Below are 14,852 nucleotides of genomic sequence, written 5' to 3' on the forward strand. Positions count from 1 at the left end.
ACGTCGAAGCATTTCGATCATCTCAAAGCTGAAGCCCGCGCGTTGCTAGTCCGTAGCAACCCGTGACTGGCTCGGTGTGAACAGTGGTCGCTCCTTCGCAATCCGCATCGGAAGCCCCGCCGCCACCTGTCCGATTTGGCTAAGCATGATCTTCGCAAACCCAACCCCATGAGAACTCGATCGGCGAAGGATAACCGACACGTCCAGGACGACGGGCCGGACGCCGAGAACGTGCCGATGCCGTCCAATTGCGAGAAGACGGTAAAGAACGAGCGTCGTCAGTGCGGCAAAGAGGATCGACATCATCGTATCGCTGAGGAAATGCCGCCCAGCGGCCATGCGCATGGCAGCTGTTGCAATAATCAGCAAGGCAGCGACCGCGGTGCAGACGACCCTGCCCATACGCGGGAGTTGCGGCCAGAGCAGAACGCAGACCGGCAGCACGACGCTTGCAATCAGCGCCGCCTCGCCGGATGAAAACGAACAGTTTTTGAAGCACTGATTGCTGAGCTGAAACGCCGGCGTAAATGTCTGTGCGCCACCGAATTCGAGAATAACGTCCGGTCTCGCGCGGCCGAGCCAGGTCTTCAGGATGCCATTGACCAGCAGTCCTGCGCAGAGAAGGGTGTTGCCCCAGATGAACGCCCAGACGCGCCAGCCGGTTTGTTGCGTGCGGCCAATCAGGATGTTGCCGAGGAAGATGAGAAAAGTGGTAACGGCAAAGACCTCCCCGCCGTGACGCAACACATCTCTCCAGAACATGAAGTCGGGGCTGCGGCCCACCCAGTCGCCTGCCTGTCCGTTGAAGAAGAGGGTGGAGGTTCTAAGGTCCAGAAAAGGGAAAGCCGCAAAGACGATGACCGCGCAGAGCGTTGCGATGGTCAGCCAGATGGTGAGGCGCATGTGGAGGATGTCATGGTCCATGTTTCACGCCTTCGAGACAGGAGGCTGGAATCTTCCAGAGACCGACCGTGGCACGCTCCATAAAGCCGGCGGTCGCAACCCATTGAGCCTGCGCCGGCTCATCCTTCATGCAGCCCGGAAGCGAGTCGGCACGCGATAGGAGAAGCGCGTTGGCCGCCTCTTGCCGCTGCAGCGGGTAGAGAAGCGCATAGTGACTGAACGGAAGCTCAGCACCCTCGCTCCACGCGCGCGCTGACATGTGATGATCGTCTCTCAACTGATAGAACATTTCCGCCAGGAACGACCGATCGTCCGCGACGAGGACGTGAGCGCCTAACCTTCTTGCATCCGCAATCGCTGTGGATACCAGAGCAGACCGGCCCAGATAGCGCTTCAATGCCAGATCGCCATTGGGAAGCCGCAAGTCGGTGCCGAAGATGGTGAGCAGCGGCAGGATGATTGCGACAACGGTGTTGAGAATGAGCGACGCCTGCAGCCAATGCGGCCGTGCCGCAAGCCACGGTGTTGCCAGCAGGAGGCCTGCTGCATAGGCGCCGACGGCCCAGTTGGCGAAGGCGCGCGAGATCAGGGCCTGCGCCGTCATCAGCAGGAGAAGCGGAATGCTGAGCACACAGAGGGAGCGAACCGTCGGCGCTCTCATGTCATGCAGGGCCATCAGCATGGCAATGAAGACGAAGGGACCGACCACCCCAGCCTGTGCACCGAAAAAGCCGAGAGCCGACCCGAAGTTCAGCCCCGCGGCATTCCAATGGGCTATGGACACCGTGTGACGTGCGGTGGCAAAGTCATGCGCGTAGTTCCACCAGAGGTTCGGCGCAACCACAGCCGTGGCAACGAGACCAGCCAGCAAAGCATGCGACCACCGCACCCGCCAGCCTTTGTCCAGCACTGCCGCCAGCGGCACGAAGGGAAAGAGAAAGGCCATGGCGTATTTCGACAGAAAGCCGAGCCCAACTGCAAAGCCAAGCCCTGCCGCCAGCATCAAGCCGAGTGGTCCGCCGTTCTCACGCTCTGCCGCAAGCTTGCGCCACAGGATCAGCGATATGACGATGAAAAACAGCATCGGCGTATCGGTGGAAATCAACAGGCTGGAAAGCGAGACGCCCGGCAACGTGATGTAGGTGATCGCGGCAAGCGCTCCGATCCGCGCATCGTAGATCATCCGCCCTAGATAGAACATCGCGGCAGCCGTCATCGCATGCATGATGGGCGCCGCCAGACGGATGTCGAACGCCCCCTCTCCGCCCGTCATCCACGTGGTCAAGCGAATGATCCAGCCGATCAGCGGCGGCTTGGAATAGGCGCCAAACGCCAACTCCCGGCTCCACAGCCAGTACTGCGCTTCATCGACAAAGAGATCGGTGCGGTTGAAGGCAAGACAGACGATGCGGAACAGGGTGACGCCGAGGACTGAGAAGAGCGCAATTGACCCCCATTGCATCCTATCCGTCTCGAATCGGTGAGTGCCGTCGGCACCTTGAAAATGTCCAGCGATTCCACTCATAGGTGGCACCACCTGAATAAGAAAATGACTTTCGAAAAATGAAAAAAGAAATGGCGCATATCGAACCGCTCAAAAGAACGAGGACGATATGCGCCTGATTAATGACACCATTACGTCAATTCGAAGCGCCTCGAAATAAAGAGTTCAGCGCGTGAAGCGGACTACGATACCGGCGGGAGCACCGCCGGTGTCTCATCAAAGCCTTTCAAAAGAAGCCTAGCTTGTTCGGGCTGTAGGAGACCAGCAGGTTCTTGGTCTGCTGGTAATGATCGAGCATCATCTTGTGGGTCTCGCGACCGATGCCCGACTGCTTGTAACCACCAAAGGCGGCCCCTGCCGGATAGGCGTGGTAGCAATTGGTCCACACACGCCCGGCTTCGATGCCGCGACCTGCGCGGTATGCCAGGTTGGTATCGCGGCTCCAGACACCGGCACCAAGGCCATAGACCGTGTCATTGGCGATTTCGATCGCCTCTTCCACCGTCTTGAAGGTGGTGACGGAGACGACAGGACCGAAGATTTCCTCCTGGAAGACCCGCATCTTGTTGTTGCCTTCGAAGATCGTCGGCTGGATGTAGAAGCCGTCCTTGAGATTGCCGGAAAGCGATTTCTTGTCGCCACCGGTCAACACCTTCGCGCCTTCCTTCTTGCCGATCTCCAGGTAGCTCATGATCTTGTCGAACTGTTCCTGCGACGCCTGCGCACCGATCATGGTGGAGGCATTCAGAGGATCGTCCTGGCTGATCGCCTGCACCCGCTTCAGCGCCTTTTCCATGAAGCGGTCGTAGATCGATTCATGCACCAGCGCGCGCGACGGGCATGTGCAGACTTCGCCCTGGTTCAGCGCGAACATGGCAAAGCCTTCCAGCGCCTTGTCGAGAAAGGCATCGTCTTCATTCATCACATCGGCAAAGAATACGTTCGGCGACTTGCCGCCAAGTTCCAGCGTAATATTGGTGATGTTGTCGGCTGCGTAGCGCATGATCTCCTTGCCGACTGAGGTCGAGCCGGTAAAGGCGATCTTGGCGATACGGTTGCTCTGCGCCAGCGGCTTGCCGGCTTCGGTGCCCAGCCCGTTGACAATGTTGACGACGCCCGGCGGCAGAAGATCCTCGATCAGCTCCATGACGAGCAGGATAGACGCCGGCGTCTGTTCGGCCGGCTTCAGCACCACGCAGTTGCCGGCAGCAAGTGCCGGCGCAAGCTTCCACGCCGCCATCAGAATCGGGAAATTCCAGGGAATGATCTGGCCAACTACGCCGAGGGGCTCGTGGAAATGATAGGCGACGGTATCATTGTCGATCTGCCCGATGGACCCTTCCTGCGCGCGAATGCAGCCTGCGAAATAGCGGAAGTGATCGATGGTCAGCGGAATATCCGCGTTGGTGGTTTCGCGAAGCGGCTTGCCGTTATCCCAGGTTTCCGCCCGAGCGATGAGGTCGAGGTTATCCTCGATCCGCTGAGCGATTTTGAGAAGAATATTGGAGCGCTCGGTGACACTGGTGCGCCCCCAGGCTGCGCGCGCCCTATGCGCGGCATCAAGTGCGGCTTCGATATCGTCGGCATCGGATCGCGGCACTTCGCAAATCTTCTGACCGGTAACTGGGGAGATATTGCCCATGTAGCGGCCGGATTTCGGCTCCACCCATTCGCCGCCGATATAGTTGCCGTATTTCAGTTTGAACGGAGTTTCACCCGCTTTGTGCTGAACCTGGATGTTCATGTTTTCATCCTCCCTGATGAACGACGATCATTGGACGATCGCGTGTCGGGAGGGTGTGCCGATAATCGGGCAAATCAAAGGGGCATTAGGCCGTTCCGCAGTGCACAGTGTTTCACATCTGCGACAACAGCCTTAGCAATCAAGGCGAGCGCGTCCAGTTCAATGCACCGCGAGCCTCTTCATCTTTCGGTGCAGCGTGGCGCGGCTGATCCCAAGCAGTTCGGACGCCTGGGTGACGTTGCCGTTCGTACGCGCCAAAACCCGCCTCAGAGCCGCACGTTCTGCCTCCATCAAGTCACTCCCCTTATCGTGCCGCTCTTCCTTGAGCGCATCCGATGCGGGGATGCCTTGTGCAATCTTCGCGTCATCGAGACGCAGTGCGAGCCGCGCGGCGCGCGTTGCCCCGAGAATGATGTCGTCCTGATCGACGGCCAACAGTGACAGCATCGTCGATTGCGCTGACGGCACGATCAGGATGCGCGCGCCTGGAAAGGCGCGGCGAAACAGGTTGCCCTCGATGCGCTGTGCGGCATCTCGAACCGTCTGCGTCACCATGGAGAATGTCAGTTCGTTGATGTCATCCCGGCAGGTGGATATGTCGAGCGCACCCGTCACTTGGCCCCGATGATCGCGGATTGGCGCCGTGGTGCAGGAGAGATTGATGTTGGAGCTGAAGAAGTGCTGATCGCGGTAAACTACGGCTGGCCGCTCGTCAGCCAGTGCCGTGCCGATTCCGTTTGTGCCGACACTCGCCTCGCTCCACAGCGCACCGGACCAGAGCCCTGCCTTTCGAAAATCGTCATCGTCACCCGCAGCACCGCGCCGCTCAAGCGCCACACCTTTGGCATCGGTCAAAAGCAGACAGCAGCCGGCCCTGCCGACGGTCGAAAAGATGCGGTCGATTTCGTCGGCACTCTCCGCCAGAAGATCGAAGGCCTCGTCGCGCGCCCTGCGAAACTCCGCCTCCGAAAGAAAGATCGGCTTGCGGTTTTCCTCCGGCGCCAGATGATGCATCGTCATGCAACGCCGCCAGGAGGCGACGATTGAGGAACTTGCGGCAGCCGATGAACGGTTGGCGCTTTCATAGACATGATGGGCATGTGCGGCGTCGTTCGACATAGGCTCCTCCCAAAGCTTCTGTTATGGTGCGCCCGTTGCGCCATGCTTTCAACCGTAAAATAGTCGCATGTGGTGCCGCAGGCAGGTCACGATCCAAGCGGAACGCGTGATCGAACGGAACGCTCGCACGGCCTTGCGTTTACGAAGACTTTATACTATAGCGCGCGCATCCGTGTAGACACCCTTGGAGGCAACACGGTCGGGTTGGCGCGTGCGCCGCCCCAGTTCCTGCCAGGCAATGCCGGTTTGAACTCTCCATATAACCTCGAAAAGGAAATGCCATGAGCAAAGAAACTTATGAGCTCAAGGCCGAGGCGCGCGAACGAGTTGGTAAGGGGTCCTCTCGTGAACTTCGCCGCAACGGTTTGATTCCCGCTGTCATCTATGGTGACAAGCAGGCCCCGATTTCTATCGCGATTTCGACCAACGAAATCACCAAGCGTATCCACGGCGGCGGCTTCATGACGACGATCGCAACGATCGACGTTAACGGCCAGAAGTACAAGGTACTGCCGAAGGACTACCAGCTGGACCCGGTTCGTGACTTCACGATGCACGTGGATTTCCTGCGCGTTTCGGCCAACTCGAACGTGACCGTCGAAATCCCGGTTCACTTCATCAATGAAGAGAAGTCCGAGATCAAGACCGGCGGCGTTCTGAACATCGTTCGCCACACGATCGAAGCCACCGTTCCTGCGAACCAGATTCCGGACGCGATCACCGTCGACCTCGAAGGTCTGAAGATCGGCGACAGCGTTCACATCTCGCAGATCAAGCTGCCTAAGGCGGTTACGCCGACGATTACCGATCGCGACTTCACTGTTGCAACGATCGTACCGCCGGTTCTGGACGTTGTTGAAGACGAAGCACCTGTTGCTGAAGAAGCAGACGCTGCAGAAGACGAAAACAAGTCCGAATAAGACCTGTCCGGTTTTTTTCAAGAAGCCCCGTATCGAAAGCTGCGGGGCTTTTTTGCGTGTTAAGCACGACTCAATCCCGGCATCAGCGCCTTTCCTGAACTGTGTCGCGTTCAAGAAATGATTAAGCATTCTCCGAAACGATAACTCAAATCTTTGGCTCTACAACCGCAGCTGGAAAAGGCCCTCGCGCAATCGAAAACGTCCTACGGCGCTTGAGCTTTTACCGCTTGAACAGGAGCTTTTGAGGATCAAGAGGGGCAGATGACCCATTCGGTAGAAAGGCGATTTCTGGCGATCGTATCCGGCGCATTGCTGGCTATCGTCGCACCGCTTTTTACGGTTCTGCTGACACTCTCGTATAATGCCGCGATCTCATCCCAGGCAGACCGGCTTGAAATCCTCATCGTCGCCAATGCTCAGGCGCTCGGACGTCCTCTTTGGGATCTCGACGATGAGAGCATCAACCAGATTACCGGCACACTGATCACCGATCCTGCAATCTACATGGTCCGGGTCAAGGACAGTTTCGGCCAGCTCGACGTCACCCAGACATCGAGCGGACCCCGAAGCGAGGATATGTCGTCGATCAGCCGCGATATTTTCTACAAGAACCTCGACGGCGAAACCAAAGTCGGGACGATCAAGATCTTCTTCCGCAATGTCGGCCTGTTCTCTTCGCTGAACGGTATCGAGCTCTCCTTTCTGTCGATCTTCATTCTGGCAATCTTGACGGTGTTCGGCGCCGCCATTGCCGGTAACCGGATGATGATCATGCGCCCGCTTCTGCGCCTGACGGCTGCGATCGAGGCTACCCGCAGGCTGGGCTCACGCCACCATGTGGACTGGCGCTCCCGCGACGAGATGGGACGGCTCGCCCAAAGCTTCAACGAGATGCAGACCCAGCTCGAACGGGAAGAGCACGAGATCAAACGCGCGCATCGGCGCACGACCGAGATCTACAACCGCACCCCTGCCATGCTGTTTTCACTTGATCCGGAAAATCGCGTTGCAGCGGTCAGCGACTATTGGGTCAAGGCAACGGGCTACAGCCGCGAGGAAGCGCTTGGCCGCGCATTTGAAGCGTTTCTCCACCCCGATGATCGCGAAGATTTTCGCCAGCGTCATCAGAACCGCCCGTCTGACCATAATGATGAATCCTACGCGGCTGAAGTCACAGTCCGCTTCATCTGCGCGGATGGGCGCTCGATGGATGTGCTGATCGCCGAGAAGACATTGGAGACTGGTCTTGAGGAGGCCAGCGCGGATGTGCTGAGCGTGATGACCGATGTCACCGAGCTTCGCCAGTCCGAACAGCGCAACGGCCTCCAGGCCATATCCGACCACCTCACGGGGCTCCTGAACCGCCAGGGTTTCGAAGCGATGCTGGACCAGAAGATTCTGGACGCCGATGCGGCGGAGACGAAGCTTGCCTGCCTCTTCATCGATCTCGACCGCTTCAAGGGCATCAACGACAATTTCGGCCACGCTGCGGGTGATGCGGTTCTCAAGCAGTTCGTTGGCCGCCTGAAAGTTGCTCTCGATCCGCTGGACTCAGCCTCGCGGCTTGGCGGCGACGAGTTTGCCCTCCTGCTGGCAGGATCGGACGCCGAGGAACGCTCGCTGAAACTCTGCGACAAGATCGGCGCGATGTTCAACGATCCCTTCATCGTCGATGGCCAGAGCATTCGCCTCAGCGCCAGCATCGGTCTTGCCATCTATCCTGAACATGCCGCGAGCGCCTCGGAACTGCTGCAGCATTCCGATCTTGCCATGTACACCAAGAAGCGTGCCGGCAAGAATGGTGCACAGATTTTCGACGCCGCAATCATGACCGAGGCACGTCAGCGGGCCGAAATCGAGCAGGAAATCGAACTCGCCATCGATGAAAATTGGCTGGAAGCGCACTTCCAACCCATTCTCGACATGCAGACGGGCACGACCTGCGGCTTCGAAGCCCTGATGCGCCTGAACCATCCGCGTAAAGGCATTCTGCCGCCCGGCCCGATCATCCGCGTGGCAGAGGAGAATGGCAGCATCAAGCGGCTTGGGAACCGCGTGCTTGAACATTCCATCCGCAACCTCGCCGAAATCTCGGATGTTCCTGGTCTCGAAAAGGCTTATGTCGCCGTCAACTTCTCCGCCCAGCAGTTTGAAGCCGGTCTCCCGACACGCATCGCCGGTCTGCTGCACCGCTACGGTATCTTGCCCCAGCGCCTTGTGGTGGAGATCACCGAAGCGGTGATGATGCATGACGATCCGCAGGTGCGCGCCGTCTTGAATGCTATCAGCCTACTTGGATGCCGCATTGCGCTCGATGATTTCGGCACGGGCTATTCGTCGTTGAGTTACCTCAACCGCTTCCCTGTCGATATCGTCAAGATCGACCAGTCTTTCACGCGTTCTATCAGCAATGACGCGCCCGACATCAGCAAGAGAAGCCGAATGCTGGTCGAAGGCATCAGCGCGATCTCGCACAAGATGAACTGCCTGGTGATTGCCGAAGGCATCGAGACCGAAGAACAGAAGACGATGCTGCAAGAGATCGGCGTGGATTGCGGCCAAGGCTATTTGTTTTCCAGACCGCGCGCGATACAGTCTTTGATTGAGGCCTATAGGGTCCCGTTGGAGGACGGAGAAAGACTGAAAGCTGCACAATAAACGCTGTGGGAGGGGAAGCAGTGTTCCGAGCAATTTTTGTATCGATAGGTCTGTCGATTTGCATGCTGGCGGCAACGTCGGCAAGCGCTGAGAAGCTCTTTCTATCGACCGAATATTATCCGCCCTATAATCTTCGCGATGCCGACGGGCAGCCAAGCGGTGTCTACTGGGATCAGCTGAAGATCATTCTGGAGCGCACCGACACACAATATGAAGCGACCGTAATGCCTTGGGCGCGCGCAATTACGCTGGCCGAGACGTCTCCCATGCACTGCGTCTTCGCAGCCGCTCGCACCGCGGAGCGCGAACCGCGCTTCAAGTGGGTCTCTCCCATCCACACCGATCGCAATGTTCTGGTCGGGCGTCAGGGGCATGTCATGAACATCAAGACCTTGGAGGATGCCAAACAGTATACCGTCGGAACGCAGCGCAACGATTATACCGAAGCCCTGCTCCGCTCGATGAACTTCTCCCGAATCGATATCAGCGCAGATTTCAACAATACGCTCTCAAAGCTCACCGCAGGCCGTATCGACCTGATGCCGATGTCGGAAAGCGCGCTCAAGAACCTTCCCCCCAACGACTTTGAAGAGATTATCACCTTCAGCCGGCAGAGGCTTGGTCTTGCCTGCAACAGGAGTGTGCCGGACAGCTTGATCGAGAAAATGCAGAAGGTGCTCGACGATCTGATCGCCGATGGTACCCAGAGACGCATTTACGAGAAGTACGGTCTGATCATCAGCGACTAACCGCTTGGCGCACGCATAAAGAAGTTGACACCCGCCCCGTTTCGCGTTGGTGAAGTCTATCGATTTGAGTGAAACGGAATTTCGTCCATGATCATCATTGCTGGCCTCGGCAACCCTGGCAACCAGTATGCCGGCAACCGGCACAATATCGGCTTCATGGCTGTCGATGCCCTGCAACGCTTGCCCTCCTTCACGCCTTGGTCGAGAAAGTTCAAAGCGGAAATTTCCGAAGGAGAGATCGCGGGAGAGAAGGTCCTGCTGATGAAACCATTGACCTTCATGAACCTGTCCGGCGAATCCGTCGGCGAAGCCATGCGCTTCTACAAGCTGACGCCCGGCGACATCATCGCCATCCACGACGAGCTGGACCTCCCCGCCGGGCGCGCTCGCATCAAGATCGGTGGCGGACATGGTGGCCATAACGGCTTGAAATCTCTCGACGCCCACTGTGGCAAGGACTATCGCCGCCTACGGCTCGGCATTGGCCATCCGGGAGACAAGGACCGCGTGCATGGTCACGTGCTCGGCGATTTCGCCAAGACCGACAAGACCTGGCTCGATCCCCTTCTCGACGCTATTGCCGATAATGCTGCCATGCTGGTGAAGGGTGAAGACTCCCAGCTTATGAATAAGTTGGCTCTTGCGACAGGCGCAAAGAGCGAAGTGGAGAAGCCCGCCAAAGCGGCAAAGCCGGCAGCACAATCCCACATCCACCAGGCGAGAAACCACACGCAGCCGAAAAAACTGCCGGAGACCGGACCCATGGCCGAGATGCTGAAGAAGATGTTCGGCAAGAAGGATTGAGGACAAAAGTCGTCGCCGGGTCTAGAGCGTTTTCATTGTTGAATAGAAACGTTCTGCCGCTGATCAGGCGGGAGCATGACGCAGGATTGAGGCATATGGCGCCTTGAAACACAGCGCGACCTCACCATCTCTTTGCGCATGACCAATATCGGCCATTTGATTGTGATCTTCCCGAACAGGGCGCTCCATGGATAAGGAAGCGGCCCATCAAAGCATGGCGGCAGCGCTCAAGCGTCTGCCACATGACCTCCCAGAACGTGTGACGCTAGATTGTCTGCTGGATCGACTTGGCGACAAGGCCATTGCCTTCGTGCTGCTTGTCTTCGCCATTCCCGCCATCATCCCGACGCCGGGCATTCCGGCTGGCATGATCTTCGGCACGGCGCTTGCCATCCTGTCGCTGCAGATGATGTTTCGGGCGCGAAGGCTCGTTCTTCCGGGCGTGCTCGGACGGCTTTCCGTTTCACGATCGATCATCGAGCTGACGGCAGACAAGGCAGCCCCACGGTTGGAGAAGCTGGAAGCGCTGCTGAAACCACGCGGCCACATGCTGGCGCGCTTTGCCGGACCGGCGTTTATCGGCATCGTCATCTTTCTGATGGCCGTTATCATTGCGCTCCCGATCCCCTTTGGCAACATGCTGCCTGGCATCACGGTGCTGATTATCGCCTTGGCGCTGGCACAAAAGGACGATCTTGCCCTTCTCGGCGGGCTGGTTCTCGCGGTCGTATCGGTGCTCTTTTCAGTTGCCATCGTCTATGGTGGCTGGGCACTGATATCGGCCTGGTTCGGATACGGACAGCCAGCGATGTAGGGTGAAGAGGGCGGATTTCTCGCCCTTTGCTGCAACAAGGCTTGACCTTGCTTCGGCGTTTCCGCAAAAGGCTCGCAACGAAAATTTCAAAAGTTAAAGACAGGTTTTAAGCCATGGGCTTCAAATGCGGTATCGTCGGCCTGCCGAATGTCGGCAAGTCTACCCTCTTCAACGCGCTGACAAAAACGGCAGCGGCACAGGCGGCAAACTATCCCTTCTGCACCATCGAGCCGAACACCGGTGAAGTGGCCGTCCCGGATTCGCGCATGCGCATTCTGGCCGACATTGCCGGCTCGAAGGAAATCATCCCGACCCGCATCTCCTTCGTCGATATTGCCGGTCTGGTGCGTGGCGCGTCGAAGGGCGAGGGCCTCGGCAACAAGTTCTTGGCAAACATCCGCGAAGTCGACGCCGTCGTTCATGTTCTGCGCTGCTTTGAAGACGACGACATCACCCATGTCGAAGGCCGTATCAATCCGGTCGGCGATGCCGACACGATCGAGACCGAGCTGATGCTCGCCGATCTGGAAAGCCTGGAGCGCCGCGTCGAGCAGACCCGCAAGCGCGCCACCTCCAAGGACAAGGAATCGCTTGCACAGCTTCCTGTCATGGAAGCCGTCATCAAGCTTTTGAATGAGGGAAAGCCAGCTCGCCTCCTGCTGAAGACGCTTGCCACCGATGAGATCGAAGTCCTCAAGGGCCTCAACCTTCTGACCTCGCATCCAGTCCTTTACGTCTGCAACGTGGCGGAAGCCGATGCCGTTGACGGCAATGAACACACCAAGGCTGTTGCCGAAATGGCAAAGGCGCAAGGTGCGGAATGCGTGATCATTTCCGCGGCGATCGAATCCGAAGTCGCACAGCTGCCGGAAGACGAGTCCAAGGAGTTCTTGTCAGCGCTCGGTCTCGAAGAAGCGGGTCTCGACCGTCTGATCCGCGCAGGTTACCACCTCCTCGACCTCATCACCTACTTCACCGTAGGCCCGAAGGAATGCCGTGCCTGGACCATTGTTCGTGGCACCAAAGCACCGCAGGCCGCCGGCGTCATCCATACCGATTTCGAACGCGGTTTCATCCGTGCCTTCACCATCGGCTATGACGAGTACGTGGCCTACAAGGGCGAAGTCGGCGCCAAAGAAGCTGGCAAGGGGCGCGATGAAGGCAAGGAATATGTCGTGCAAGACGGCGACGTCATCCACTTCCGCTTCAATACCTGATCGGATTTCTGCTGCGGGTGGTTCAACACCCGTGGCTCTTGGACGGCAACGATGCGTCGTGCCGTCCTCCGCTTGAACGTCAATTTTGTGGAGGCTTACGGGGGCGTGCAAAGCAAGCCTCTACAGCGGTATCGACGTCCACGACACCTATTACCTGCCGCTTCCGACTCTCATCTATTACCCACTTTCATCAGCCCGTGAGCAATCTGACCTTTACGTAAAGATAACATTTGCGTTAGCTTGCATCCAGAGTGTGTTTGAAGCTCGACGCAGAGGAATGTGACAGACATCGTCGCTCCGAAACGCTTTCAGTCTTCGGTTCAGGCTCTACGCATCACGGGACGGAGGAGTTAGCTCGTGAAATACAGTTTCGAAGATTTTGCGCCTGGGCGCAGCTTTCCGCTTGGACCCAAAACCGTGACGGCGGAGGAGATCATCGAATTCGCCGAGGAGTTTGATCCGCAGCCCATGCATCTCTCAGAGGAAGCCGGTAGAGCCAGCATTCTGGGTGGACTCGCCGCTTCCGGCTGGCACACCTGCGGCATGTTGATGCGCATGGCGGTGGATAGCTACATAGGCAAGTCCGATCCGCAGGCGGGCCTCGGAGTCGATTTCGTCGAATGGAAGAAGCCTGTTCTGGCGGGCGATACGCTGAGCGGTACATCCAAGGTCGTGGAGCGGCGTGTCTCAAAATCCCGGCCAGACCGGGGCGTGGTCAAGCTTCGCCATGAACTGCAGAACCAGCATGGTGAAACCGTCTGCATCGTCGAACTGAATGCCATGCTGGCAACCTCCAGGGAGGCGACCCCATGAAATTCACCGAGCTCTACCCTGTCGGCCAAAAGCTCGAACTCGGCACGATCCATTTTTCGGCTGAATCCATTATCCGATATGCGGAAAAATTCGATCCCCAGCCATTTCACTTGAGCGAAGACGGCGCCAAGAACTCCGTCTTCGAAGGCCTCTGCGCGTCCGGCTGGCAGACGAGCGCATCGTGGATGAAGTGCTTCCTCAGCTACTGGACGAAGGAAGTGAAGCGGCTGACACGCGAAGGCATCGAGCCTCCTAAGCTCGGGCCCTCCCCCGGCATCGCCAACCTCAAATGGCTGCACCCGGTCTACGCCGGCGACGACGTCACCTACTTTGCCACTCTGCTCGCCGCCCGCCCCCTCGCCTCGCGGCCGGGCCTGCTGTTGAACACAACGCTGAATGAAGGCGTCAACCAGCACGGCCAGCTTGTCGTGACGTTCGAAAGCAAGGTGCTGGAGTTCGAATAGAGTTCACGCCACGTCGCGCAAGACAGCAGGTTTTGCGCGACGGACCATCTATAGAGAGCACGGCCCCGTGCCCCACCTTCCAATTAGTGCCCGGAGAACTCCACGAGCGTCCGCACCTCGACGCCAAGCTCTTCCAGCTTCTTGCGGCCGCCAAGATCGGGCAAGTCGATGACGAAACAAGCCGAGACGATCTCGGCGCCCATCTGCCGAAGGAGCTTCACGGCACCTTCAGCCGTTCCACCGGTCGCAATCAGGTCATCCACCAGAATGACCTTCTCGCCTGGCTGTACGGCATCCACATGCATTTCCATCTCGTCTACGCCATATTCGAGGCTATAGGCCACACGCACAGTCGTATGTGGCAGCTTGCCCTTCTTGCGAATTGGCACGAAACCAGTGGAAAGCTGATGCGCCATGGCGCCACCCAGAATGAAGCCGCGCGCTTCGATGCCGGCAATCTTGTCAACCTTGGTGCCGGCATAGGGATGAACGAGTTCATCGACAGCGCGACGGAAGGCGCGCGGATTGCCAAGCAGCGTGGTGATGTCGCGAAAGATGATGCCGGGCTTCGGATAATCGTTGATCGAGCGAATGGCGGCAGCAAGTTCCGTGGCGATGGTCGTCATGATATGTCCACTTTAGATGGCGAATTGGAGGGTGGCGGCACCTTATCAAGTTGATGTCCGCGAACCAACGAAAAAGGAACGGCTTTCACTCTGAGGTCGTCATGCCCGGTAGCTTTGCCCATAGCGGGCAAACATCCTCGAAGGAATGCGAGACGGGCACCAACGCCTCATCCTCCCGGTCATCGAAACTTGCCCAGACAAGCGCAATGATCGGATCGTCGTCGATCGCGCCAAGCGTGCTACCGCAGGCGGCGCAGAAGGCGCGGCTGGAATAATCGGAGGAGCGATAGGTGGATGGTGTACCGCCCGGACCGGCCCAAAGAACATCGTCCCTGTCGAACTCGGCCCATGAGAGACTGGTCGCGCCTGAGTGCCGCTGACAGATCTCGCAGGAACAGGTGTGAAGATTGCGCGGCTCAGCCTTTGTCTCAAAGCGGATCGAGCCACACAGACAACCTCCTTGACGAAGCCTTGCCATCATAGCTCCTTCCCACAGCAGGTCGCGCGCAGTGTCGAA

14 protein-coding genes are annotated in these 14,852 nt (G+C 58.1%); 8 read left to right on the forward strand and 6 right to left on the reverse strand.

Annotated features, from left to right (window positions below; all coding sequences use genetic code 11):
- Positions 1-45: 45 nt before the first annotated feature.
- The 4 genes from WKI41_RS21475 to WKI41_RS21490 all read right to left on the reverse strand — a co-directional run bounded on the left by WKI41_RS21475 (position 46) and on the right by WKI41_RS21490 (position 5,270).
- Complete coding sequence (locus WKI41_RS21475; protein WP_340195448.1) at positions 46-924, reverse strand: phosphatase PAP2 family protein; 879 nt, start codon at positions 922-924, stop codon at positions 46-48.
- Positions 914-2,428, reverse strand: a complete 1,515-nt coding sequence (locus WKI41_RS21480; protein ID WP_340195449.1) for an ArnT family glycosyltransferase — start codon at positions 2,426-2,428, stop codon at positions 914-916. Before WKI41_RS21480 ends, WKI41_RS21475 begins: the two co-directional genes overlap by 11 nt.
- 205 nt (positions 2,429-2,633) lie before the next feature.
- Complete coding sequence (adh, locus tag WKI41_RS21485) at positions 2,634-4,151, reverse strand: aldehyde dehydrogenase (RefSeq protein ID WP_340195450.1); 1,518 nt, start codon at positions 4,149-4,151, stop codon at positions 2,634-2,636.
- A gap of 159 nt (positions 4,152-4,310) precedes the next feature.
- Positions 4,311-5,270, reverse strand: a complete 960-nt coding sequence (locus WKI41_RS21490; RefSeq protein ID WP_340195451.1) for a helix-turn-helix domain-containing protein — start codon at positions 5,268-5,270, stop codon at positions 4,311-4,313.
- A 281-nt stretch (positions 5,271-5,551) separates the two neighbouring features.
- On the opposite strand from WKI41_RS21490, the gene WKI41_RS21495 reads away from it, so the two are divergent.
- The 8 genes from WKI41_RS21495 (at position 5,552) to WKI41_RS21530 (ending at position 13,709) form a co-directional block, all read left to right on the forward strand.
- The gene (locus tag WKI41_RS21495) at positions 5,552-6,190 is read left to right on the forward strand and encodes a 50S ribosomal protein L25/general stress protein Ctc (protein ID WP_340195452.1); all 639 of its coding nucleotides are present in this window, start codon (positions 5,552-5,554) and stop codon (positions 6,188-6,190) included.
- Between the two features lie 261 nt (positions 6,191-6,451).
- Positions 6,452-8,848, forward strand: a complete 2,397-nt coding sequence (locus tag WKI41_RS21500; RefSeq protein ID WP_340195453.1) for an EAL domain-containing protein — start codon at positions 6,452-6,454, stop codon at positions 8,846-8,848.
- A 20-nt stretch (positions 8,849-8,868) separates the two neighbouring features.
- Positions 8,869-9,597, forward strand: a complete 729-nt coding sequence (locus WKI41_RS21505; RefSeq protein WP_340195454.1) for a substrate-binding periplasmic protein — start codon at positions 8,869-8,871, stop codon at positions 9,595-9,597.
- Between the two features lie 87 nt (positions 9,598-9,684).
- On the forward strand, positions 9,685-10,401 hold the full coding sequence (gene pth, locus WKI41_RS21510) for an aminoacyl-tRNA hydrolase (protein WP_340195455.1): 717 nt from the start codon (positions 9,685-9,687) through the stop codon (positions 10,399-10,401).
- Between the two features lie 187 nt (positions 10,402-10,588).
- Positions 10,589-11,215: an exopolysaccharide biosynthesis protein gene (locus WKI41_RS21515; RefSeq protein WP_340195456.1), complete on the forward strand. Its 627-nt coding sequence runs from the start codon at positions 10,589-10,591 to the stop codon at positions 11,213-11,215.
- Between the two features lie 113 nt (positions 11,216-11,328).
- Positions 11,329-12,432: a redox-regulated ATPase YchF gene (gene ychF / locus WKI41_RS21520; RefSeq protein WP_340195457.1), complete on the forward strand. Its 1,104-nt coding sequence runs from the start codon at positions 11,329-11,331 to the stop codon at positions 12,430-12,432.
- Between the two features lie 357 nt (positions 12,433-12,789).
- The gene (locus WKI41_RS21525) at positions 12,790-13,245 is read left to right on the forward strand and encodes a MaoC family dehydratase (protein ID WP_340195458.1); all 456 of its coding nucleotides are present in this window, start codon (positions 12,790-12,792) and stop codon (positions 13,243-13,245) included.
- Positions 13,242-13,709, forward strand: coding sequence for a MaoC family dehydratase (locus tag WKI41_RS21530; RefSeq protein ID WP_340195459.1), 468 nt, complete (start codon positions 13,242-13,244; stop codon positions 13,707-13,709). Before WKI41_RS21525 ends, WKI41_RS21530 begins: the two co-directional genes overlap by 4 nt.
- Before the next feature lie 83 nt (positions 13,710-13,792).
- On the opposite strand, the gene WKI41_RS21535 is transcribed toward WKI41_RS21530, so the two are convergent.
- Positions 13,793-14,335 carry an adenine phosphoribosyltransferase gene (locus WKI41_RS21535; protein ID WP_340195460.1) on the reverse strand — a complete coding sequence of 181 codons (543 nt, stop codon included), beginning with the start codon at positions 14,333-14,335 and terminating at the stop codon, positions 13,793-13,795.
- A gap of 85 nt (positions 14,336-14,420) precedes the next feature.
- Entirely contained in the window at positions 14,421-14,813 is a 393-nt protein-coding gene (locus WKI41_RS21540) for a GFA family protein (RefSeq protein ID WP_340195461.1), read from the reverse strand.
- Positions 14,814-14,852: the final 39 nt, after the last annotated feature.

The organism is Agrobacterium larrymoorei (assembly GCF_037722385.1).
GTDB classification, from domain to species: Bacteria; Pseudomonadota; Alphaproteobacteria; order Rhizobiales; family Rhizobiaceae; genus Agrobacterium; species Agrobacterium larrymoorei_C.